This window comes from Streptomyces sp. NPDC001617, from assembly GCF_053596855.1.
In genome coordinates this window covers 106,442-130,548 of record NZ_JBSFHA010000002.1, presented here as the reverse complement: position 1 = coordinate 130,548, position 24,107 = coordinate 106,442, and the positions used below count along the sequence as shown (strand labels likewise).

At 71.1% G+C, this 24,107-nt stretch carries 18 protein-coding genes; 15 read left to right on the top strand and 3 right to left on the bottom strand.

The genetic code is table 11. From position 1 onward, the window contains the following. Positions 1 to 41: 41 nt before the first annotated feature. The 10 genes from ACWC09_RS02250 to ACWC09_RS02205 all read left to right on the top strand — a co-directional run bounded on the left by ACWC09_RS02250 (position 42) and on the right by ACWC09_RS02205 (position 16,545). Positions 42 to 1,898, top strand: coding sequence for a glycoside hydrolase domain-containing protein (locus ACWC09_RS02250; RefSeq protein ID WP_450847640.1), 1,857 nt, complete (start codon positions 42 to 44; stop codon positions 1,896 to 1,898). Next, on the top strand, positions 1,895 to 5,590 hold the full coding sequence (locus ACWC09_RS02245) for a beta-galactosidase (RefSeq protein WP_450847638.1): 3,696 nt from the start codon (positions 1,895 to 1,897) through the stop codon (positions 5,588 to 5,590). Before ACWC09_RS02250 ends, ACWC09_RS02245 begins: the two co-directional genes overlap by 4 nt. Beyond that, positions 5,587 to 7,704, top strand: coding sequence for a GDSL-type esterase/lipase family protein (locus ACWC09_RS02240; protein WP_450847636.1), 2,118 nt, complete (start codon positions 5,587 to 5,589; stop codon positions 7,702 to 7,704). Before ACWC09_RS02245 ends, ACWC09_RS02240 begins: the two co-directional genes overlap by 4 nt. 36 nt (positions 7,705 to 7,740) lie before the next feature. Then, positions 7,741 to 9,171, top strand: coding sequence for an alpha-L-fucosidase (locus tag ACWC09_RS02235; protein ID WP_450847634.1), 1,431 nt, complete (start codon positions 7,741 to 7,743; stop codon positions 9,169 to 9,171). A 5-nt stretch (positions 9,172 to 9,176) separates the two neighbouring features. Then, entirely contained in the window at positions 9,177 to 10,118 is a 942-nt protein-coding gene (locus ACWC09_RS02230) for a hypothetical protein (RefSeq protein ID WP_450847632.1), read from the top strand. Next, positions 10,115 to 13,195 carry an alpha-N-acetylglucosaminidase gene (locus ACWC09_RS02225; protein WP_450847630.1) on the top strand — a complete coding sequence of 1,027 codons (3,081 nt, stop codon included), beginning with the start codon at positions 10,115 to 10,117 and terminating at the stop codon, positions 13,193 to 13,195. Before ACWC09_RS02230 ends, ACWC09_RS02225 begins: the two co-directional genes overlap by 4 nt. Before the next feature lie 117 nt (positions 13,196 to 13,312). Then, the gene (locus ACWC09_RS02220) at positions 13,313 to 14,371 is read left to right on the top strand and encodes a PhoH family protein (protein ID WP_450847628.1); all 1,059 of its coding nucleotides are present in this window, start codon (positions 13,313 to 13,315) and stop codon (positions 14,369 to 14,371) included. Positions 14,372 to 14,384: 13 nt separating this feature from the next. Further along, positions 14,385 to 14,882 (top strand): rRNA maturation RNase YbeY, encoded by a 498-nt coding sequence (ybeY, locus tag ACWC09_RS02215; protein ID WP_266955065.1) that lies wholly within the window; start codon positions 14,385 to 14,387, stop codon positions 14,880 to 14,882. Next, complete coding sequence (locus ACWC09_RS02210) at positions 14,879 to 16,189, top strand: hemolysin family protein (protein WP_450847626.1); 1,311 nt, start codon at positions 14,879 to 14,881, stop codon at positions 16,187 to 16,189. Before ybeY ends, ACWC09_RS02210 begins: the two co-directional genes overlap by 4 nt. Next, positions 16,186 to 16,545: an MmcQ/YjbR family DNA-binding protein gene (locus ACWC09_RS02205; protein ID WP_450847624.1), complete on the top strand. Its 360-nt coding sequence runs from the start codon at positions 16,186 to 16,188 to the stop codon at positions 16,543 to 16,545. Before ACWC09_RS02210 ends, ACWC09_RS02205 begins: the two co-directional genes overlap by 4 nt. On the opposite strand, the gene ACWC09_RS02200 is transcribed toward ACWC09_RS02205, so the two are convergent. Continuing rightward, complete coding sequence (locus tag ACWC09_RS02200) at positions 16,507 to 17,949, bottom strand: MFS transporter (protein ID WP_450847622.1); 1,443 nt, start codon at positions 17,947 to 17,949, stop codon at positions 16,507 to 16,509. The genes ACWC09_RS02205 and ACWC09_RS02200 overlap by 39 nt on opposite strands. A 95-nt stretch (positions 17,950 to 18,044) precedes the next feature. Here ACWC09_RS02200 and ACWC09_RS02195 point away from each other — a divergent pair, with 95 nt between their 5' ends. The 5 genes from ACWC09_RS02195 to ACWC09_RS02175 all read left to right on the top strand — a co-directional run bounded on the left by ACWC09_RS02195 (position 18,045) and on the right by ACWC09_RS02175 (position 22,551). Further along, positions 18,045 to 18,932, top strand: coding sequence for a helix-turn-helix transcriptional regulator (locus tag ACWC09_RS02195; RefSeq protein ID WP_450847620.1), 888 nt, complete (start codon positions 18,045 to 18,047; stop codon positions 18,930 to 18,932). A 28-nt stretch (positions 18,933 to 18,960) separates the two neighbouring features. Continuing rightward, complete coding sequence (locus ACWC09_RS02190; protein WP_450847618.1) at positions 18,961 to 19,314, top strand: cytidine deaminase; 354 nt, start codon at positions 18,961 to 18,963, stop codon at positions 19,312 to 19,314. 218 nt (positions 19,315 to 19,532) lie between these two features. Next, the gene (locus ACWC09_RS02185) at positions 19,533 to 20,009 is read left to right on the top strand and encodes a hypothetical protein (protein ID WP_450847616.1); all 477 of its coding nucleotides are present in this window, start codon (positions 19,533 to 19,535) and stop codon (positions 20,007 to 20,009) included. Between the two features lie 159 nt (positions 20,010 to 20,168). Then, positions 20,169 to 21,485 carry a beta-xylosidase gene (locus ACWC09_RS02180; protein WP_450847615.1) on the top strand — a complete coding sequence of 439 codons (1,317 nt, stop codon included), beginning with the start codon at positions 20,169 to 20,171 and terminating at the stop codon, positions 21,483 to 21,485. Positions 21,486 to 21,540: 55 nt separating this feature from the next. Beyond that, positions 21,541 to 22,551, top strand: coding sequence for a WxL protein peptidoglycan domain-containing protein (locus ACWC09_RS02175; protein WP_450847614.1), 1,011 nt, complete (start codon positions 21,541 to 21,543; stop codon positions 22,549 to 22,551). Here the strand turns inward: ACWC09_RS02175 and ACWC09_RS02170 are convergent. Next, positions 22,445 to 22,783: a P-II family nitrogen regulator gene (locus tag ACWC09_RS02170; protein WP_356349612.1), complete on the bottom strand. Its 339-nt coding sequence runs from the start codon at positions 22,781 to 22,783 to the stop codon at positions 22,445 to 22,447. The genes ACWC09_RS02175 and ACWC09_RS02170 overlap by 107 nt on opposite strands. After that, positions 22,780 to 24,090, bottom strand: coding sequence for an ammonium transporter (locus ACWC09_RS02165; RefSeq protein ID WP_450847863.1), 1,311 nt, complete (start codon positions 24,088 to 24,090; stop codon positions 22,780 to 22,782). Before ACWC09_RS02165 ends, ACWC09_RS02170 begins: the two co-directional genes overlap by 4 nt. Between the last annotated feature and the right edge of the window lie 17 nt (positions 24,091 to 24,107).

Genomic DNA, 24,107 nt, shown 5'->3' with positions numbered 1-24,107 from the left:
GACACTCCGTCACCTCACTTTTCCTGCACGGGAGTCCACCCATGCCGTCCCGTCCTGCCCGCACGCCCGCGCTCCTCGCCTCCTTCCTCGCCGGCGCGCTCGTCGCGACCAGCACCACCGTCCTCGCGGCCACCGGCGACGACCCGCAGCACAAGCCCACCACCTGGCTGACGGTGAAGGTCGCCGACGCCATGGGCACCAGGGACACGATCACCTGGGTGCCCACCGGCTCCTTCGCCTCCTCGGCCGAAGTCCGCGTCCCCCGCTACCCGTTGACGGCCATCCAGGGCAAGGACACCAAGGAGCTGTCCCTGGACGCCGTACGCGGCGAACAGGTCTCCGCCCAGCTCGCCATCGCCTCCGGCACCCGCCTCGACGACGTGCACGCCACGGTCGGCGACCTGACCGGACCGGGCGGCACGCGTATCGCGGGGGACGGCACCCAGGTGCGGTTCGTGAAGTACATCCCCGTGCAGCGCTCCAAGAGCGAGATCGACTGGTCGGCCACCATCGACCAGGTCAGCTCGGCCACCGAGGTCTCCGGCGACCGCAACCCGGACGTCGTCGGCGACCCCTTGGAGGAGCGCGCCTCCGTCGACGTACCCGCGTACGCCGCCCAGCCGCTCTGGTTCACGTTCCACATCCCGCCGAACGCGAAGCCCGGCACCTACAAGGGCGACGTCCGCGTCGAGGTCGGCGACCACACGCAGGCCACCTACCCGCTGACGATCGAGGTCGCCGACGCGAGCGTGCCCGCCCCCGCCAAGTACCGCTTCTTCCTCGACGTCTGGGCCCAGCCGGAGACCATCGCCCAGGCCCACCACGTCCGCCTCTGGTCGAAGGAGCACTGGAAGCTCATCGAGGCCTACGACCGCGACCTCGCCTCCCGAGGCCAGAAGGTCGTCAACACGACGATCGTCGACAACCCCTGGCACCACCAGTGGTCCCTCGGCACCCGCCAGTCGCAGACGGCGACCCCGTACTCCAGCATGGTGGGCTGGAGTTGGGACGGCAGCCGCTTCGCCTTCGACTTCTCCCGCTGGGACAAGTACGTCGACACCGCCCTGCGCGCCGGCCTCGGACCGGACATCGGCGCCTACTCGATGCTCGCCTTCCAGGACCAGGAGCACCTCACCTACACCGACACCCGCACCGGCGAGGCGGTCACCGAGAACGTCGACCTGGGCGGCACCCGCTGGCGCGAGGCCTGGGGCGCCTTTCTGCGCGCCTTCGAGCAGCACCTGACGAGGACCGGGCGCCTCGACCACACCTACCTGTCCTTCGACGAACGGCCCGCGGACACCATGAAGGTCGTCAAGGACTTCGTCCACGAGGCCGCCCCCGCCTTCGACGACCGGATCGCGGTCGCCGGATCGACGGCAGTGGAGCCCATCTCCCGAGATCTGTCGGTCAGTTGGGACGACATCGACGCGATGACCCCGGCGCAGGCGGAGGCGCGGCGCAAGGCCGGCAAGACGACCACCTTCTACGTCTACGGCTGGCCGCCGCACCCCAACACCTTCGACTACTCGCCCGCCGTCGAGGCCCGGATGCTCCCCTGGATCGCCGCACAGCGGCACCTCGACGGCTTCCTGCGCTGGTCGTACAACAGCTGGACCGCCGACCCCTTCGCCCAGCCCGTCCACATCTTCACGCAGGGCGACGAATACCTCGTCTACCCCGGGAAGAACGGGCCGATGTCGAGCATCCGCTGGGAGCAACTCAAGGAAGGCATCGAGGACTTCGAGCTGGTCGAGCAGGCACGGAAGAAGTCCGACGACGGCGAGGCTCTCAAGGCCGCCCTGACCCTCGCCACCCGCGACCTCGACGGCCGCACCAAGGACGTCACCGACATCGAGCAGGCCCGAGCGGCCGTGGTGAAGGAGCTGACCTCATGAGACGCGGGAGACACGGGAGACTCCGGGCGTTACTGTGCGCCGCCGCCCTCGCCGTCGGCTGCCTGACGGCCACTCAGGCCCAGGCGACCGAGCGGCCACAGGCCCCTGCGCAAAGCCGACAGACCCACAAGGTGTCGTACGACCGCCACTCCGTCAGCGTCGACGGCAAACGCCTCCTCGTCTGGTCCGGCGAGTTCCACTACTGGCGGCTGCCCAGCCCGGATCTGTGGCGGGACATCCTCCAGAAGATCAAGGCGAGCGGCATGAACGCCGTCTCGATCTACTTCGACTGGGCCTACCACTCACCCGCCCCCGGGACGTACGACTTCACCGGCGTCCGCGACGTCGACAAGCTCCTCGACATGGCCCAGGAGGCAGGACTGTACGTCATCGCCCGCCCCGGCCCGTACATCAACGCCGAGACGGACGGCGGCGGTTTCCCCGGCTGGCTGCTGACCCAGAAGGCCCGCGCCCGCTCGACCGACCCCGAATACCTGGACGCGGCCCGCGAGTGGCTGCGCCGCATCGACGCGATCCTCGCCCGCCACCAGGTCACCGACGGCACCGGCCCGGTCCTGCTCTACCAGGTCGAGAACGAGCTCTACGATCCCGACGGCCGCGCCTACATGACCGACCTCAGCAAGCAGGCGCGCTCCGACGGCATCACCGTCCCGCTCGTCGGCAACGAGCCGATGCCCCAGTACGCGGGCGGCGACGGCCTCGACTTCGTCGGCGAGTACGACCAGTACAACTCCTTCTGCAACGGCCAGTGGTGGCTGCCGACCCTGAAGCGCCAGGACGAGACCAAGCCGCTGGCCGTCCTGGAGGCGGGCTCGGGCTGGTTCCAGTCCTGGGGCGGCCGTGACTACGACGTGTGCCGGCAGAAGATGGGCCCGCCGTACGCCAAGATCGTCGACAAGCACGAGATCATGCAGGGCACCACGGTCCAGAACCTCTACATGACCTACGGCGGCACCAACTGGGGCTGGCTCGCCGACCCCCGCCAGGTCTACACGTCGTACGACTACGGCGCCCCGATCAGCGAGTCCCGCCAACTGGGCGCGGATTACGCGGAGTTGAAGCGCCAGGGTCTCTTCTACACCACCACGCCACCCCTCACCGCCACCGAACCGGCCACCGCGCCCACCCCCGCCGACTCCTCCGTGCACGTCGAGGCGCGCGCCAACCCGGACACGAAAACCCAGTTCCTGTACGTACGGCACGACGACCCGATGTCCGCCGCGGACACCACGACCACCTTCAACTGGTCGACACCGGACGGCACTTACCCGGTGCGCGTACGGCTCCACGGGCAGACGGCGAAGATCCTCACCGCCGGATACGACCTTGGCGGCACCCAGCGACTCGTGTACTCCACCAGCGAGTTGATGACGAGCACCAAGGCCGGCGACCGCGATGTCGCCGCGCTGTACGGCGCCGAGGGCGACCCCGGGCAGACCGTGCTGCGGTACCCGTCCAAGCCGGACGTCACGGTCCTCGACGGAGCGGCGGACGTGTCATGGGACGCCGACCGCGGTGACCTCCGCCTCGACTACACCCACCATGGTCCGATCCGTGTCCTGGTGCACGGCGGCGGCCGCCCCGACCTGCTGCTCCTCATCGGCACCGACGACGAGGCGGCGAGCCTGTGGCGCCCCGACGCGGACACGCTCGTGCGCGGCGCCCAACTGGTGCGTACGGCCGCCGTCCACGGCTCCACCCTCGCCCTGACCGGCGACGCGGCGAAGTCGGGCCCGCTGGAGGCGTTCACCGCACCCGGCGTACAGGCCGTCACCTGGAACGGAATCCCCGTGCGCGTTCACCGCACCGCCTCCGGCAGCCTCCTCGGCCGCATCCCCGGCCCCCGCGAGGTCACCCTGCCGAAGCTGACCGGCTGGCGCACCCACGCCGAAAACCCCGAAGCCGCACCGGACTTCGACGACTCGGCGTGGACCTACGCCGACAGGACGGCGACGGACAACCCCACCCAGCCGGGCACCCTGCCCGTCCTCTACCAGGACGAGTACGGCTACCACTACGGCTACGTCTGGTACCGCGGCCACTTCAGGGCCACCGGTACCGAGAAGTCCCTCGCCCTGACCGCGTACGCCACCAACCCGAACACCGCGTCGAAGTCGGTCGGCGTCTACTCGGTGTGGATCAACGGCCACTTCGCGGGGACGAGCCGGACCGGCAGCCACGACTTCCCCATCGCGCCAGGGCTGTTGAAGAAGGGCGTGGACAACGTCGTCTCCGTCCTGGTCGGCACGATGGGCCACAACGAGGACTTCGACTACTCCAGCGACGACCACAAGCAGCCGCGCGGACTGACCGAGGCGTACCTCTCCGGCTCGGACGCGCAGATCACCTGGCGCATCCAGGGGGCGCGCGGCGGCGAGCAGCCCATCGACAAGGTCCGCGGCCAGATGAACAACGGCGGCCTGTACGGGGAGCGTTCGGGCTGGACCCTGCCCGGCCACCCGGACCGGAACTGGACCCCGGTGAGCCTTCCGGCCGCCTCGGACGACACCCCCGGCGTCTCCTGGTACCGCACCACCTTCAACCCCCGCCTCCCGAAGGGCCAGGACGTCTCGGTCGGCGTGACGCTGACCGACGACCCCGCCCGTCACTACCGCGCCCTGATCTACGTCAACGGCTGGCTCATGGGCCAGTACGTCAACGACACCGGCCCCCAGCACACCTTCCCGATCCCGAACGGCATCCTGCGCACGGACGGCCGCAACACCATCGCCGTCGCCGTCTGGAACGAGGACGCGAAGGGCGGCGGGCTCGGCAAGGTGAGCCTGACGACGCTCGGGAACGTCACCTCGTCGCTGCGGGTCGCCGACGTGGCCTCTCCGGCGTACGACCCCACCCGGTACGCCGACCCGACCGTCCCGGCGGGCGTGCGCGTCGACGCCCCGGACACCGTCGAGCCCGGCCACGCCTACCAGGTCACGGCCACGGTGTCCGTCCCGTCCCGTGCCCGCCCGCTGCACGACACGAAGCTCGCGCTCGGCCTGCCGGCCGGCTGGACGGCACAGCCCGACACCCCGGTGGTCGTGGGCACCGTGCGCCCCGGCGGCTCGGCACACGCGACCTGGACGGTCACCGTGCCCGCCGACCAGAAGACCGGCACGACGCTCGTCCTGTCCGCGGCAGCCCGCTTCACCGGCGGCTCGGTCACCGGCGAGCAGGTCCTCGCCGCCCAGCCGCCACCCCTCACCGAGGGTGAGCACTACCTCGGCGACCTGCCCTTCCAGTCGTCCACCAACGGCTGGGGCCCGGTCGAGCGCGACCAGTCCAACGGCGAGAGCGCGGCGGGCGACGGTCAGCCGATCCGCCTGCACGACGTCACCTACGCCAAGGGCCTCGGCACACACGCGTCCAGCTCGGTGCGCGTCTGGCTCGGCGGCACCTGCACCCGCTTCACCGCCGTGCTCGGCCTCGATCAGGAGACGTACGGCCGTTCCGACGGCCCGGCGACCGTGGACTACAGCGTCGTCGCCGACGGGGTGACCGTGTACGACAGCGGCACGGTGAACCGAGACACGGCCGCCCTGCCGATCGACGTGGACGTCACCGGGGCGCGGCGCCTCGAACTCGTCGTCTCCGACGCGGGCGACGGCAACGCGCTCGACCACGCCGACTGGGCGGACGCCAAGGTGAGTTGTGGCGGGGGTGCGGCATGAGGGGGATACGCGCCCTGACGGCCGCCGTGCTGCTGCCGGCGCTGCTGTCGGCCGGGCCCGCGCACGCCGTCGGCACACGGGACGGTGGCTGGACCGGCACCTGGGCCACCGCCCAGCACGCCTCGTACGACCCGGGCACCTCGGAGGTCACGGTCCGTATCCCGGTGCACGTCAGCGTCGGCGGGACGAGCGTGCGGATCCGGCTGACCAACGGTTTCACCGACCAGCCGCTCACCATCGGGCACGCGACCGTGGGACGGCGGACGGGCGGCGGCTCCTCGGTGTCCCGGCCGCGGGACCTCACGTTCGACGGCAAGAAGGAGGCGACGATCCCCGCCGGAGAGCAGACCGCGAGCGATCCCGTACGGCTCGCCGTCCCGGCCCGCACCGACCTCGTCGTCAGCCTCTACCTCCCCGGCCGCGTCACCCATGTCAGCCAGCACTGGTTGGGCCTGCAGTCCGTCTACTGGACGTCCTCCGGCGGCGGCGACCACGCGGCGGACCGGGACGGCGGGGCCTTCACGTCCACCGACACCACCTTCCCCTTCCTCACCGGCGTAGATGTGCGCGGCGGCCCGGCGGACGGGTCCGTGGTGACCCTCGGCGACTCCATCACCGACGGCGCCGCGTCCACGTCCGACGCGAACCGCCGCTGGCCCGACCTCCTCGCCGCCCGCCTGTCCGCCTGCACGACGCCCGCCGGCGTGCTGAACGCAGGTATCAGCGGCAACCGCATCACCGGCGGCTCCGACGGCAACCCGTCCGCGCCCGACCGGCTGGAGCGGGACGTGCTCTCCCAGCCGGGCGCCCGGACCGTGATCCAGGCCGACGGCGTCAACGACCTCATGTGGGGCGGCGCGACCGCCGACCAACTCATCGACGGCATGCGGGAGATCGCCGCCCGCGCCCACGCCCGCGGCCTGCGGGTGGTCGGCGCGACCGTGGTGCCCTACCGGGGCTTCGGTGACTACTGGACCGAGGCCAAGGAGGCCGTACGGCAGCAGGTCAACGCGTTCGTGCGGAGCTCGGGCGGGGTCTTCGACGCCGTCGCCGACTTCGACAGGGCCGTCCGCGACCCCGCCGACCCCACCCGCTATGACCCCGCCTTCGACTCCGGCGACCATGTCCACCCCAACGACACCGGCATGAAGGCCCTGGCCGACGCGGTCGACCTCACCACCCTGGGCGCGGCCCACGGCTGCCCGTCGGCCCGCGTCCGCCTCACCCCGTACCACCCGAGTCTCCGGGCCGGACAGAGCACGGAGATCACCGCGACGGTCACCAACTCCGGTGCGCGCAGGGTCACTCGGGTCACCGTCCGCCCCACCCTTCCGCCCGGCTGGACCGCCGAGCCCGAAGGTGCGGCGGTCATCGGCTCCCTCGATCCCGGCCGGAGTTCGACCGTCACCTGGAAGGTGACCCCGGCCGCGGACGCCACCTGGGGCACTCACCCCATCGGCGTCCGCGCCTCCTACCGTCAGGACGGCCGCGTCCGGCACGACACGGACAGCGTGGACGCCGTAGTCGTACCCGTCCCGTCCGCCGTGCAGCCGCCGTACCTGACGACCACCACCGCCCCCGACACCCAATACGCGCAGAACGGCGGCCAGTTCGCGATCTGGGCGGGCGGCCAGGACCTGTCCGGCTGGAAGGACGAGAAGGCCGTGGTCCACCGGCCCGGTGTGCTGACCACCTCCGGCACGGTCACCGTCCGCCTGGCCGACCAGACCGGCAGCGGCCCCGCCGCCAAGGCCGGGCTCGCCGTGGCGAACGACCTCACCGCACCCGGCAGGGGAGGCTACGCGGTCCTCACCATGTCCCGGTCCTACGGCGTGGAGTTCATGACCGACAGCGACGGCGACGGACGCCTCGACACCTGGGCCGGAGGCGGCTCCTCCCACCACCCCGCCTGGCTGCGGCTCGTCCGCGACGGCACCACCTACACCGCGTTCACCAGCACCGACGGCACCGCCTGGCAGCAGGTCGGCACCGCGACCGTGCCGTCCGCCGCCGACGGGCCCCTCGACGCCGGCATGGCCGCCAGCGCGGTCAACGCCGACCACCCCGGCGAGACCACCACCGCCGTCTTCGACTCCTTCTCCGCCACCGACTGACCCTTTCCCCGCCACCGACCCGGAAGGCACACCTCCGTGACCGTCAGCCGCAGAAGGTTCCTCACCACGGCCACCGCCCTCGGCGGCGCCGTCCTGCTCGCCCCGCCGGGTGCCGCGCACGCCGTCACGCGCGGCATCCCCGACTACCGGCCCACCAGGGCGTCCCTCGACACCCACCCCGTCCCGCGCTGGTACAAGGACGCCAAGTTCGGCATCTTCGTCCACTGGGGCGTCTACTCCGTCCCTGCGGGCTCGGCCCGGCAGATGGCCGGTGAGTGGTACCTCTGGTACCAGAGCAGCAAGGACAGCCAGACGTGGAAGTACCACCGTGACACCTACGGCGAGAACCTCGTCTACGACGACTTCATCCCGCGGTTCACCGCCGAGAACTACGAACCCGACTCCTGGGTGAGGCTGTTCGAGCAGGCCGGTGCCGAGTACTTCGTCCTCACCAGCAAGCACCACGACGGATTCGCCCTGTTCCCCAGCCAGGTGACGGACCGTCATGCGCTCGCGCGGGGCCCGAAGCGCGACCTCGTGGGCGAGCTGATGACCGCCGCCCGCAGACGCGGCCGTATCCACCCCGGCCTCTACTACTCCCTCGGCGAGTTCTTCAACCCGGCGCTCGGAAGGCCGATGCGCAACTTCTACACCGACCAGGAGATTCCCATGGTCGGCTACCGGCCCGTCGACGACTACGTCGGCGACTACGAGCTCACGCAGCTCCACGAGATCATCGACGGCTACGACCCCGACCTGCTGTGGGCCGACGGGCAGTGGTTCCGCCCGGCCGGCGACCCGCCCTGGCGCAGCGAGGAACCCATGGCCCACTTCTACAACCGGGCCAAGAACCGCCCCCGCCCCAAGGGGGTCGTGGTCAACGACCGCTTCGACACCCACTACGACTTCGCCACCTACGAGCAGCGCACCAACCCCACCATGGACCCGCACAAGTGGGAGTGCTGCATCACCATGGGCTACTCCTGGGGCTACAACAAGTTCGAGACCGACGAGGACTACAAGACCTCCGAGTTCCTGATCCACCTCCTCGCCGACGTCGTCAGCAAGAACGGCAACCTGCTGCTCAACATCGGTCCCAGGCCGGACGGCACGATCCCCGCGGTCATGCAGCAGCGGCTGCGCGACATCGGCGCCTGGCTGGACGTCAACGGCCCCGCCGTGTACGGCTCCACGCCCTGGCTGCGTGCCGAGGAGGAGGGCACCCCGCTCGGCATCCGGTACACCGTCACCCCGGGCCGCTTCAACGCCCTCGTGCTCGGCGCACCCCACGGCACCCTCGACCTGCCCGCCGACATCCCGCTGAGCGCCACCTCCCGCATCCGGCTCCTCGGGCACGACGAGCCCCTGAAATGGACCCGCTCGGACGGCCAGGTCCACATCACCGTGCCCGACACCCTGCCCAGCAGGACCGCCAACACCTTCACCGTCGACTGGGAGCGCAGGTGACCTCCATGACCCCGAACACGAGCACCCGTACGGACACCCTCGGCCCCACCCTCACCGTCACCACCGACCCCGCCACCCCGTCCGGCGGCGACAAGGTCACCGCGACCGCCACCCTCGTCAACGACTGCCCCTTCCCGCTCCGCGGAGCGGTCCTCCACCTCCTCGACCCCGGCAGGACCGCCGCCACCCGCACCCTCCCGCTCGGCGACCTGCGCCCCGGCGCCCGCGTCACCCGCAGCTGGCACACCTCGATGCCGGCCGACGTCGCCGGAGACGTCTCCTTCACCGCACACCTGCTCTTCGACGTCGACGACCGCAGCGCCGACTGCGCCCGCTCGTCCAGGACGATCACCGTCCCCTACGAACCCAACGGCGTGCGCGCCCCGTACCGCACGTCCACCACCGCCGACAGCACCCGGTTCGGCCAGTACGGCAGCCAGTTGGTGATCTGGGCCGGCGGGCGCGACCTGTCCGGCGGTACCGACGAGAAGGGCGTGATCCTGCTGCCGGGCTCCGCCACCGCGTCCAGCACCGTCCAGGTCGAGACGGTCAGCCTCACCGGCAGCGACAACCCGGTCGCCAAGTACGGCATCGCCGTGGCGAACGACCTCACCGCACCCGAGAAGGGCGGCTACGCGGTCCTCACCATGTCCCAGTCGTACGGCGTGGAGTTCATGACCGACAGCGACGGCGACGGACACCTCGACACCTGGGCCGGAGGCGGCGGCTCCACCCACCCCGCCTGGCTGCGCCTGGTCCGCGACGGCACGACGTACACCGCCTACTCCACCACCAACGGCCTCGCCTGGACGCAGATCGCGTCCGCGACCGTGCCCTCGGCGAGCGGCGCCCTCGACGCGGGCGTGGTGGCGAGCGCGGTCAACCTCAACTACCCGGGCACGACCGTCCGCGCCCTCTTCGACCACTTCTCCGTGGAGTCCGAATGACCGCCTACACCCGCAGACACGTCCTCACCGGAGCGACCGCTCTGGGCGCCGCCGCCCTGCTCGTCCGCCCGCAGACCGCGTACGCGGCCGACCCACGGCCCTGCGACCCGGCCCCCGCCGAGGCCGCGCTCAGACGCCTGCTCCCCGACCACCACGGCCAGTTCACCCTCCGCCCGGCAGCGGTCTCCGACACCGACCGCTTCACGGTCAGCGGCCGCACCGGCCACATCACGGTCGAGGGCACCAGCCCGGCCGTCCTGCTCACGGCCGTCCACACCTACCTGCGCCGCACGGCCCACGCCTCCTTCTCCTGGACCGGCGACCAGACCCTGCTCCCCGCCCGGCTCCCGGCTCCCGCCGACGAGATCAGCGGCACGGCGAACGTCCCCCACCGCTTCGCCTTCAACGACACCAACGAGGGCTACACCGGCCCCTACCGCGACTGGGACGACTGGCAGCGCGAACTCGACGTCCTCGCCGCGCACGGCGTCAACCGCGTCCTCCTCTACCTCGGCGCCGACGCCGTCTACTACGACACCTTCCGCCGGTTCGCCTATGGCGACGCCGAGTTGCGCGCCTGGATCCCGGCCCCCGCCCACCAGCCCTGGTGGCTCCTGCAGAACATGTCCGGCTTCGGCGGCCCGGTCTCCCGCCGGCTGATCGAGCGGCGCGCCGCCCTCGCCCGCAAAGTCGCCGACCGTGCGAGGGAGTTGGGCATGACCCCGGTCCTGCCCGGCTACTACGGCACCGTGCCCGAGGACTTCCCCGCCCGCCATGGCGGGGACGCGGCCGTCGTCGCCCAGGGCACCTGGGGCGGCTTCCGGCGCCCCGACTGGCTCGACCCGCGCACCACCGCCTTCGCCGATGTCGCCACCGCCTTCTACCGGGCCCAGCACGCCCGCCTCGGCGACAGCACCATGTACAAGATGGACCTGCTCCACGAGGGCGGAAACCCCGGCGACGTCCCGGTCGGCGAGGCCGCGAAAGCCGTGGAGGCGGCTCTCCAGCAGGCCCGCCCGGGGGCGATCTGGGCCATCCTCGGCTGGCAGACCAACCCCTCCACCACCCTCCTCGACGCCGTCGACAAGTCCCGCATGCTCGTCGTCGACGGCCTCTCCGACCGCTACACCACGGTCACCGACCGCGAGAGCGACTGGGGCCACACCCCCTACGCCTTCGGCAGCATCTGGAACTTCGGCGGCCACACCCCGCTGGGCGCGAACGCCCCCGACTGGGTCGACCTGTACCCCAAGTGGCGTGACAAACAGGGCAGTTCACTGGCCGGCATCGCCGCCATGCCCGAGGCCGCCGACAACAACGCACCCGCCCTCGCCCTCCTCACCGACCTCGCGTGGACGCCCGGCACCATCGATCTCGACGCCTGGTTCACGGCCTACGCCACCTCCCGCTACGGCGGCCCGGACCGGCACGCCCAGGCCGCCTGGCGGACGATCCGCTCGACGGCGTACGGCATGCGCCGCGCCGACTCCTGGAGCGAGGCCCCGGACGGCCTCTACGGCGCCCGTCCGAGCCTCACCGCCGACAAGGCCGCCGCCTGGGGCCCGGCCGCCGACCGCTACGACACCACCGTCTTCGACACCGCCCTCACCGAACTCCTCGCCGTACGAGAGGAGTTGAGGCACAGCCCCGCCTACCGCTACGACATCGTCGATGTCGCCCGCCAGGTCCTGTCCAACCGCAGCCGCGTCCTCCTCCCGCAGATCAAGGCGGCCCACGACGCCGGCGACAAGGACCTGTTCGCCCGCCTCACCCGCACCTGGCTCGACTGGATGGACCTCCTCGACGACCTCCTGGCCACCTCCCGCCCCCATCTGCTCGGCCGCCGGCTCGCCGACGCCCGCGCCTGGGGCGCCGACCACGCGGAACAAGACCGCCTGGAGTACGACACCCGCTCCCTGATCACCGTCTGGGGCACCCGTGCGAGCAGCGAGGAGGGCCTGCACGACTACGCCAACCGGGAGTGGTCCGGGCTGGTCGGCGGCCTGTACCGGACCCGCTGGAAGACGTATTTCGACACCCTCGCCGCCGGCCGCGACCCGGGCGCCGTCGACTGGTTCGCCCCGGAGGACGCCTGGGCCCACGCCCACGAGCCGCACCCCACCGAGCCGAAGGGCGACCCCTACGCCCGCGCCCGCCACGTCCGTGACCTGCTCGCCGCGACGCCGTACCAGGCGGCCCTCGCGGCCACGACCGACCGGGGAGCGGTCTCGGCCGGCACCCCTGCCACGGTCACCGTCACCTTCACCCACCGCAACGGCTTCACCACCGCTCGCGACATCACCCTGTCCGTCACCGCCCCCGACGGCATGACGGCCGAGCCCCTCGACCCGGTGACCACGGCGTCACTCGCCCCCGGCGCCGCGTTCACGGCCCGCTTCCGGATCACGCTGGACGGCGAACCCAGGACACTCGTCGGCCAGGCGGTGGCGACGGCCGTGTACGCGGGCGGCGGACGGACCGTCGCGCCGGTCCGCGTGGTCGCGGCGGCCGGAGTCCACGCCCCCTACCGCACCGTCTCCTTCAACGACGCCGTCTTCGGCCAGGGCGGCGACGAGCTCGCCGTCGAGGGCGCGGGCGCGGACCTGTGGGGCGGCACGAACGAGTTCGGCGCCATCTACCTGCCCGGCGCCTGCGCCGACGGTACGACCGCCACCGTACGGGTCACCTCCCAGGACGACACCGGCGGCTGGGCGCGGGCCGGCCTGATCGTCCGCGACGACCTCACCGCCCAGGGCAGCGGCGGTTACGTCAACCTCGCCGTCACTCCGTCCAACGGCTGCGTCCTGACCTGGGACGCCGACGGCAGCGGCACCTTCGACTCGATCGCGACCGCCGGCGCGGCGACGGCACCGGTCCACCTGCGCCTGAGCCGCACGGGCGGTGCGTACACGGGCGCGTACAGCACGGACGGTGAGAAGTGGGTGACGGTTGGTACGGCGACACCGGCGGGCGTGGCCGGCGGACAGGACGTGGGGGTGTTCATGACGGCGGCGAACGGCTGGACGGGCCGCAGGGGAATCGCCACGTTCAGCGGGTTCACGGCCGTCGGCCCCTGAGGCCGCCAAAACCCCTACGGCGTTGTCAGTGCCCCGGCGTACCCTTGAAATCGCCAGGCCGCCCCTGTGGCGGGCGCGTATATCGAGGAGGACGAGCAAGGCCTACAGAGCCGGCCCATGACTCAGACACCCACAGCTCATACCCCCGCGCAGGGGCAGGCGCGAGCACAGTTCACCGTCCCCGCCCAGCACCCCATGGTGACCGTCCTGGGGTCCGGCGACTCCCTTCTGCGCGTGATCGAGAAGGCCTTCCCGGCGGCCGACATCCACGTCCGGGGCAACGAGATCAGCGCGGTCGGCGACAGAGCGGAAGTCGCCCTCGTCCAGCGCCTGTTCGACGAGATGATGCTGGTGCTCCGCACCGGACAGCCGATGACGGAGGACGCAGTGGAACGCTCGATCGCCATGCTCAGAGCGAGTGAGAACGGTGAGAGCGACGGCCAGGAGACCCCGGCCGAGGTCCTCACCCAGAACATCCTCTCCTCCCGCGGCCGCACGATCCGTCCCAAGACCCTCAACCAGAAGCGGTACGTCGACGCGATCGACAAGCACACGATCGTCTTCGGCATCGGCCCCGCCGGCACCGGCAAGACCTACCTCGCCATGGCCAAGGCGGTCCAGGCCCTGCAGTCCAAGCAGGTCAACCGCATCATCCTGACCCGCCCGGCGGTGGAGGCGGGAGAGCGCCTCGGCTTCCTGCCCGGCACGCTGTACGAGAAGATCGACCCGTACCTGCGCCCGCTGTACGACGCCCTGCACGACATGCTGGACCCGGACTCGATTCCTCGGCTGATGGCGGCGGGGACCATCGAGGTCGCGCCGCTGGCGTACATGAGGGGTCGCACCCTGAATGATGCCTTCATCATCCTGGACGAGGCTCAGAACACCAGCCCCGAGCAGATGAAGATGTTCCTCACCCGTCTCGGCTTCGAGTCGAAGATCGTGATCACGGGTGATGTGACCCAGGTCGACCTGCCCAACGGCACCAAGTCGGGTCTGCGCCAGGTCCAGGAGATCCTGGAGGGCCTCGACGACGTCCACTTCTCCCGCCTGTCGTCCCAGGACGTCGTACGGCACAAGCTGGTCGGCCGTATCGTCGACGCGTACGAGAAGTACGACAGCCACCACGGCACGGAGAACGGCACCCACAAGGGCGGCCGGAACAAGCGGAAGTAGACAAGCCAGCACCATGTCGATCGACGTCAACAACGAGTCCGGAACCGAGGTCGACGAGCAGGCGATCCTCGACATCGCCCGTTACGCACTCGCACGGATGCGCATCCACCCGCTCTCCGAGCTCTCGGTGATCGTCGTGGACGCCGACGCCATGGAGCAGCTGCACATCCAGTGGATGGACCTGCCGGGCCCGACGGACGTCATGTCCTTCCCGATGGACGAGCTGCGTCCGCCGTCGAAGGACGACGACGAGCCCCCGCAGGGCCTCCTCGGCGACATCGTGCTCTGCCCCGAGGTCGCCAAGAAGCAGGGCGAGGAAGCCGACACGCAGCACTCCATGGACGAGGAGCTCCAGCTGCTCACCGTCCACGGCGTGCTGCACCTGCTCGGCTACGACCATGAGGAGCCGGACGAGAAGGCCGAGATGTTCGGTCTGCAGGCGGCCATCGTGGACGGCTGGCGCGCGGAGAAGGGCCTGACCGGCCCGTCCCCGGCCCCGACCGTCTCATGAGTCCCCAGATCGTCGCGGGCGCCGTCGCCCTGGTCGTCGTCGCGTGGCTCGCCGCCTGTGCGGAGGCGGGCCTCGCGCGCGTCTCCAGCTTCCGCGCCGAGGAGGCCGTGCGCTCCGGTCGCCGCGGCAGCGCCAAGCTCGCCCAGGTCGCCGCCGACCCGACCCGCTATCTCAACGTCGCCCTGCTGGTCCGCGTCGCCTGCGAGATGGCGGCCGCGGCCCTGGTGACATACGCCTGTCTGCAGCAGTTCTCCGGCACCACCCGCGCGCTGCTGGCCGCGATCGGCGTCATGGTCCTGGTGTCGTACGTCGCCGTCGGCGTCTCGCCCCGCACCATCGGCCGTCAGCACCCGCTCAACACGGCGACGGCGGCGGCGTACGTCCTCGTGCCCCTCGCCCGGATCATGGGCCCGATCCCGAACCTGCTCATCCTCATCGGCAACGCCCTCACCCCCGGCAAGGGCTTCCGGCGCGGCCCCTTCGCCTCCGAGGCGGAGCTGCGCGCGCTGGTCGACCTCGCCGAGGCCGAGTCGCTGATCGAGGACGAGGAGCGCCGCATGGTGCACTCGGTGTTCGAGCTGGGCGACACGCTCGTGCGCGAAGTCATGGTCCCCCGGACCGACTTGGTGGTCATCGAGCGCTACAAGACCATCCGTCAGGCCCTTACCCTCGCCCTCCGCTCCGGCTTCTCGCGCATCCCGGTCAGCGGCGAGAGCGAGGACGACATCGTCGGGATCGTGTACCTGAAGGACCTGGCCCGCAAGACGCACATCAGCCGGGACGCGGAGAGCGAGCTGGTGTCCACGGCCATGCGGCCCGCCGCCTTCGTGCCGGACACCAAGAACGCCGGCGATCTGCTGCGCGAGATGCAGCAGGAGCGCAACCACGTCGCCGTCGTCATCGACGAGTACGGCGGCACGGCCGGGATCGTCACCATCGAGGACATCCTCGAGGAGATCGTCGGCGAGATCACCGACGAGTACGACCGTGATGAACTCCCGCCCGTGGAGGACCTCGGCGACGACCGCCACCGCGTCACGGCCCGCCTCGACATCACCGACCTCGGCGAGCTGTACGGGCTCGACGAGTACGACGACGAGGACGTGGAGACCGTCGGCGGCCTGCTCGCGAAGGCCCTGGGGCGCGTGCCGATCGCCGGCGCGTCGAGCGTCGTGGAACTCCCGGACGGCCGCGAACTCCGCCTGACCGCGGAGGCGGCGGCCGGCCGCCGGAACAAGATCGTGACCGTGCTGGTGGAGCCCGTCGGGCCCGCCGGCCCGCCCGAGGAGGAGGCGAAGGACGAATGACCCCCGAGGAGTTGCGCGACTTCTGTCTGTCCTTCAACGCGACAGTGGAGGACTTCCCGTTCAACCCGGAGACCTCGGTCTTCAAGGTGCTCGGCAAGCTCTTCGCGCTCACGAACCTCGGCGCGAGCCCACTGACCGTCAACCTCAAGTGCGACCCCGAGGACGCGATCCGGCTCCGCGCCGACCACCCGGGCCTGATCATCCCCGGCTACCACATGAACAAGCGTCACTGGAACACCGTCACGGTCGACGGCGAACTCCCGGACCGACTGGTCCGGGAGCTCATCGAGGACTCGTACGACCTGGTGGTCGCCGGCCTACCGCGCGCCGAGCGCCTCCGCCTCGACCGTCCCTGAGCGGCGTACCCGCAGGCCGGCCGCGACCAGTGCGGCGGCCACCAGGACGACCGCCGCGTCGATCGCCAGGACCGTGTGGACGCCGGTCAGCAGGTCGCCGGAGGTGGTGGCCAGGACGCCCAGCAGCGGGATGCCGACCGTGATGCCGACCTGCTGGGTCGACGTCACCAGGCCGGTGGCCAGGCCCTGTTCCTCGTCCGGGACGCCCGAGGTGACGGTCAGGCCGTAGGAGATGATCGCGCCGAGGTGGCACATGCTGGCCAGCGACACGGCGGTCACCGCGAGCCAGACCGACCAGGTGTGGGCGTTCAGGCCGAGCAGTGCGGCGATCAGGGCGCCCTGGCCGGCGAGGGACGCCACCAGGGTGCGGCGGGCGCCGAGGCGGCCGATGACCTTCGGGGCGAGGGTGCCGGCGACCGCCGACAGGACGCCCTGGACACCGAAGACCATGCCCGTCTCGAAGGCCGACAGGTGCAGGACCTCCTGCAGGTACAGGGTCAGGGCGAAGACCACCGTCGACATCATCGAGAAGGTGACCAGGCCGCCGATGTTGCCCCAGGCCACCGTGCGGCGGCGCAGCATGGGGAGCGAGACCAGCGGGGCGGATGTGCGGGACTCGACCGCTGCGAAGGCCGTGAGGAGTGCGAGACCCGCGATCAGCGTCGTGATGACGTCGGTGCGGGCGAAGCCGTGGTCGGCGGCCGTCGACAGGGCGTAGATCAGGGAAAGCAGGCCGCCGGTGACCGTGACCGCGCCGGGGACGTCGAGACGGGGGCGGTCCGGGGTCCGGGACTCGGGCAGCAGGGCGGGGGCCAGCGGGAGCACGATCAGGGCGAACAGGGAGAGCAGGCCCATCGTGGAGCGCCAGCCGAAGGTGTCGGTCAGGACGCCGCCCGCCATCATGCCGACGGTGTAGCCGAGGGAGAGAAGGGTCCCGGAGATGCCCAGGGCACGGTCCCGGGCCGGGCCCTCCGCGAAGGTCGTCGTCAGCAGGGACATACCGGTCGGCACGATCGCCGCCGCGCCGACGCCCTGCAGGGCACGGCCCGCCAGGAACGACGCCGGGTCCCAGGCGAAGGTGGCGAGGAGGGAGGCCGTGCCGAACAGGGCGAGGCCGCCCAGGAACAGCTTGCGGCGGCCGTAGAGGTCGCCCATGCGGCCGAAGAGCAGCAGGAAGCCGCCGGACGGGAGGGCGAAGGCCGTCACCGCCCACTGGAGGGCCGACCGGCTCATGCCGAGGTCGCTGCCGAGCACGGGCAGGGCCACGTTCAGGACGGAGAAGTCCAGGGCGACCATGAACTGGGCCGCGCACAGGACGAAGAGGACGAGTCTGTCGCGCGTCGACAGCCGGGGGGTGTCGAGCGGTTGGGTGAGGGTGCCGGGTTCGGTGGTGTCGATCGCCATGCACAGGAGACTGCGGCCGTCGGAATAGCCGTGGGGAGCGGGAGGTTGTGCTGGTGGTGGCACCACCAGGCAGACCGGACGGGGGAGTTGGGTACGTGGCGGACGTCATCGAGACAGCGGCGGGCAAGGCGCACCGGCTGCGGGAGCTGCGCGAGTTCCTGATGAGCCGGCGGGCGCGGGTCTCGCCGGCGGAGGCCGGCCTGCCCGACGGCGGGGCCCGGCGCCGTACGCCCGGCCTGCGGCGCGAGGAGGTCGCCGTGCTCGCCGGGGTCGGGGCCTCCTGGTACCAGTGGCTGGAGCAGGGGCGGGACATCTCCGTCTCCCCGCAGGTGCTGGACGCGGTGGGTCGGGTGCTGCGGATGGGCGACGCCGAGCGGCGGCACCTGTACCGGCTGGCCGGGCTGAACCCGCCCGCGCCCGAGGTGCCGTGCGACCAGAAGGACATGCGGGAGGGGCTGCGACGGCTGATCGACACCTGGATGCCGTATCCGGCGCACATCATGGACCCGTACTACAACTGCGTGATGTACAACGACGCGGCCGCGGCCGTGCTGGGCATGCGGCCAGACCAGACGCAGAACTGCCTGGTCGACTTCTTCACGGACGCGCTGTACCGGTCGCGCTCGAAGAGCTGGGAGCAGAACGCCCGTACCGTCGTCGCGCAGTTCCGGGCGGCCTCCGCGGCCCGCCCCGACGACGAGGGTTTCCAGACACTTCTGGCCGAACTCGCCGAGTCGAGCGAGGAGTTCGCCGCGCTGTGGGCCGAGCGGGACATCGAGGACGCCGGGCAGATCCGCAAGGAGCTGGACCATCCGCTGGTCGGGCTGCTGTGCGTGGAGTCGACGGCGATGCGGGTGCCCGCCCGGCCCGACCTGACGATCGTGCTGCACACCCCGCTGGACGAGGCGAACACCGCCGCCAAGCTGGAGTGGCTCGCCTCGCCGGAGGGGCGGCGCGGGGCGATGTACCCCGTGGCCGGATAGTGACCCTCGCGGTACGTATGCTCGGCTCATGACCGACAGCAGTGCGCTTGATCCCGAGGACCGCAAGATCGTCACCCTGGCCCGCTCGGCGCGGGCCCGCAACGGCGTGCCCGAGGGGGCGGCCGTACGCGACGAGACCGGTCGTACGTATGTCGCCGGCACCGTGGACCTGCCTTCGCTGAGGCTCAGCGCGCTGCGGACCGCCGTCGCCATGGCGGTGGCGTCCGGGGCGAAGTCCCTGGAGGCGGCAGCCGTGGTGACCGACGCCGAGTCGGCGTCGGCGCAGGACCGGGCGGCGGTGGCCGACCTGGGCGGGGCGGGGACTCCGGTGCTGGTGGCGGGGCCCGACGGGACCGTACGGAGCACCGTCACCGCGGGCTGACAACGTGCAGGGTGAAAACCGGCCGCTTCACACGCGTCCGGAATTCGTCCTTGCCGTTTCTTCATCTCACGCGCATCAATGGAACCGGTAGTTCCGACGGACCGTCAGATTCACCCCCCACGCGGCGTACCGCACCACGCTGCTCTGGTGGCCGGCCGGACCTCTCCCATCCATCCCCACATGGCAATTCCCAGACTCGGGAAGGGAACCGGATCCCCATGAGAACCAAACGAATAGGTGCGGGTGCGGCCATGGCGGTAGGGGCCCTCGCGGCCGCTTCGCTCGCGTTCGCGCCCAGCGCCCTCGCCGTCACCCCCGACACGGCGACCATCAACGCCGACTGCGGAAGCTTCGGCAGCGGCTCGGCCACGCTCACCGCCACTCAGGACGGCACGGCGGCCACCATCACCGTCACCTCGGCCGTCACGGCGCCGATCGCGCTGTCGGCGAACTCGATCTCCTCCACGCTCACCCTCGTGAACAACACGACCGGCGGCACCAGCACCTTCAGCGGCACCGAGAACCCCGCGATCGCCGCGGGCGACCCGGTCACCGTCGGCCCGCTCAACGGCACCGTCGCCTCCGGCGACAGCCTGGAGGCCTACGGCGGCTCGCTGCAGCTGACCGTCTTCGGCATCACCGTCACCTGCACGGCGACCGGCCTGCAGTCGCCGGGGCCGTTCGTCTTCGACTGAGCCGACTGAGCCGGGCAGCGGCAACTCGCCTGTGTGGACCGTCAGTTCCCGAACCTGTGGATCTGACGGTCCATCAGTTCAGTTCCGGCATCTCCATTGACTTCTCACGCGATCCACACATCAATGCCCCCAGTGAGCGCACAAGAAGGGGGCACACCCATGGGTCCGATCACCCGAAGACGCCGCTGGGCGTCTCTGCTCGGAGCGACCGCGCTCGCGGTCACCGCGGGCGGTGCGCTGGCCTGTCCGGCCAACGCGTCCACGGACGTGGACTTCGCCACGCACTGCATTCCGCCCGCCGTCGCGGGCATCCCGCCGATCGACGGCACCACCACGGCCAAGATCGCGGTGGACAACACCAGTCCGAAGGTCGGCGACACCGTCACCGTCACCTACACGGTGGTCAAGCCCGCCGCCAGCAACCCCACCTCCCTCGCCCTGCCGGCCGACATCATGACGCCCACCGGCAAGGTCGCGCTCGGAGGCGCGCAGACCGGTGACCTCACGGTCGCCGGACCGAAGAAGAACGACCCGGTGCCGGGCAACGGCGCCTTCCCGTCGTTCTCCATGACCGGCACCTTCAAGGTCACCTCGCCCGGCGCGATCACTCTCTCGCCCGGCGACTACAACATCCACACCAGCTACATCCTGGAGCTGGACACCCCGTGCACGGTGACCAACCCGCCGGCGCCGGTGTCGGAGACGATCACGGCGACGGACACCACCCCGGTCAACAACCGTGCCATCACGCTGCGTACGGCCTCCGGCAACCCCGGAGACAGCGTCACCGTCGACGGCACCGGGTTCACACCGGGCGCGACGGTGACCCTGGCCGGGCGCTCCGGCGGCACCCAGACCGCGGACACGGCCACCGTCACCGCGGGCACCGACGGCAAGATCAGCGGTCCGCTCGTGGTCAACGACAAGACGACGACCGGGGTGGTGGCCTACGAGGGCTCGGCATACACCGACGCCCTGGGCGCCGGGCCCGCCGCCTACACCGTCATCGACAACACGCCGATCCCGGCCGGCAGCCAGAAGCTGACGACCACCGTCAACGCCGGCACCCTGTCCATGTCCCAGGACGGAGACTCCGTCGCGCTGTCGGCGGTCGACTTCGGCACGGGCGGGGCCTCCACGGGTGCGCTGCGGACAGTCACCGTCAAGGACTTCCGTGGCGGGCCGGCCGGCTGGTCGCTCACCGGCAAGGTCACCGACTTCACCGGGCCCGGCGGCAAGATCGATGCGAAGAACCTGAGCTGGACCCCCGTCTGCGCCACCAAGGCGGGCAGCCCGAGCACCTGCCAGGCCGGTTCCGCGGGCACCGTGGGCAATTCGGGGGCGACCCTCGCGTCCACCCCCAACGGCACGGTCACCGGCGGTGAGTTCACGGCCGACGCCGGGCTCTCCCTGGACGTACCGGCGTTCACGCCTCCGGGCTCGTACTCCGGCGTCCTGACCCTCACGCTCAGCTGACCGTACGGGCGTCCGCACCCGCCCGTTCACCTCGTACACGTGGGGGTCCGCACCCATGAGAAAGCTGTACGTCCTCCTCCTGGGCCTGTTCCTGGCCGCCCTTGCCACGCCCGCCCGCGCCGCCGACAACGGCAGTTGGTCGGTCTACCCGCTGTCCTCCAAGGTCGCGGCTCGCCCGTACTTCTATCTCTCGGCCGATCCCGGAACGACCATCGAGGACAAGGTGGTCGTCGCCAACAAGACCGCGAAGCCCCTCACCTTCCGCCTCTACGCCGCCGATGCCTACAACACCCCGCGCGACGGCGGTTTCGCGGTGCGGACGGTGGCGGAGAAGCAGCGCGGTGTGGGTGCCTGGGCGAAGCCCGCGAAGTCGCGGGTGACCGTTCCGCCGCACGGCAAGGTCACCGTCCCCTTTACCCTGCACGTGCCCAAGGGCGCCGAACCCGGCGACCACCCGGGCGCGTTGGTCGCCCTCGACGAACGGATCGACAGGGGCGACGGCTCACTGGCGCTCGGTGTGCAGCGGGCGGTCGGCGCCCGTGTGTATCTGAGGGTCGGCGGCCCGACGCTCCCCGCGATCTCCGTCGAGCACGTCCACATCGTCCACCACCAGCCCCTCGTCCCCGGCCTGGGCGACAGCACGGCGACGATCTCCTACACCCTCCACAACACCGGCAACGTCACCCTGAACCCCAAGGTGGAACTCCGCGCGGAGGGCCTGTTCGGCCGTACGCTCCTCGCCCGCGACCTGTCGAAGATCCCCTCCGAACTGCTCCCCGGCCAACGCGTCCACCTCACCGAGCCCTGGCACGGCGCACCCCAACTCGACTGGGGTGACATCACATTGACGGCGAGCGCCCAGGACACCCGGGAGTCCGCGAGCGCGTCCTTCTTCGCCCTGCCGTGGGTCGTGGCGCTGGTGCTGCTGGCGGCGGCGGTCGTAGGAGTGGTCCTGGTGGTCAGAGCGCGTCGGGGCCGCGCTCGCCCGTCCGAACCCGTACGACCGTCTCGACCGGCAGTGCCCACACCTTCCCGTCCCCGATCTTCCCCGTCTGCGCGGCCTTGACGATCGCGTCGATGACGGCGTCCGAGTCGGCGTCGTCGACGACGACCTCGATACGGACCTTGGGGACGAGGTCGACCTGGTACTCGGCGCCGCGGTACACCTCGGTGTGGCCGCGCTGGCGGCCGTAGCCACTGGCCTCGGTCACGGTCAGGCCGTGCACGCCGATCTCCTGCAAGGCCGTCTTCACCTCGTCGAGGCGGTACGGCTTGACGATCGCGGTGATGAGCTTCATGGCTGGGACGTGACCTTCTGCGCAGAGGGGACGACGGACGAGCTGACCGGGGCGCCGTGGCCCAGGACGCCGTGATCGTATGCCGTCTCGGCGTGCACCGTAAGGTCCAGGCCGGTGTGCTCCTGCTCCTCGGCCGCGCGGAAGCCCATCGCCTTGTCGATCAGCCTGCCGATGGCGTAGGTCATCAGGAACGCGTACGCCGCTACGACCACCACGGCCACCGCCTGTTTGCCGAGCTGGGCGAGCCCGCCGCCGTAGAGGAGGCCCTCGGTGGAGCCGGTCATCGCCTTCTCCGCGAAGACTCCGATGAGGAGGGTGCCGATGACGCCGCCGACCAGGTGGACGCCGACGACGTCGAGCGAGTCGTCGTAGTCGAGCCTGAACTTCCAGCTGACGGCGTACGAGCAGACGCCACCGGCGGCGAGGCCGACGACCAGCGCGCCGAGGAGGGAGACCGAGCCGCAGGAGGGGGTGATCGCCACCAGGCCGGCGACCGCACCGGACGCGGCGCCCAGGGTGGTGGGGTGGCCGTCGCGCTTCTGCTCCACGAAGAGCCAGCCGAGCAGGCCGGTGCAGCCGGCGGCGAGGGTGTTGAGGAAGGCGGCAGCGGCGAGGCCGTTGGCGCCCAGGGCCGAGCCCGCGTTGAAGCCGAACCAGCCGAACCAGAGGAGGCCGGCGCCCAGCATCACCATGGGGAGGTTGTGCGGACGCATCGCGTCCTTCTTGAAGCCGAGGCGCGGGCCGAGCACCAGGCAGAGGGCGAGGCCGGAGGCGCCGGACGTGATCTCGACGGGCAGACCGCCCGCGAAGTCGAGGGCTCCGAGTCGGTCGAGGATCCAGCCGCCGGGGCCCCAGACCCAGTGCGCGACGGGAACGTATACGAGCAGTGCCCAGACCGGGACGAAGACCAGCCATGCGTTGAACTTCGCGCGGTCCGCGATCGCGCCGCTGATCAGGGCCGCCGTGATGATCGCGAAGGTGAGCTGGAAGGTGGCGAAGAGCAGGGTGGGGACGGTGCCGTGCACGCTCTCCGGGCCGAGGCGGGCCATTCCGGCGTGGTCGAGGTTGCCGATCAGGCCGCTGCCGAGGTCGTCGCCGAAGGCGAGCGAGTAGCCGCCGGCCAGCCACACCACCGTGACCAGGGCGATCGACACGAAGCTCATCATCAGCATGTTGAGGACGCTCTTCGTGCGCACCATGCCGCCGTAGAACAGGGCGAGACCCGGGGTCATCAGCAGGACGAGGGCGGTGGCGGCGAGCAGCCAGGCGGTGTCGCCGGTGTCCGCGTGCGCGGCGGCGAGGGACACGGAGGTCACAGGGCGTC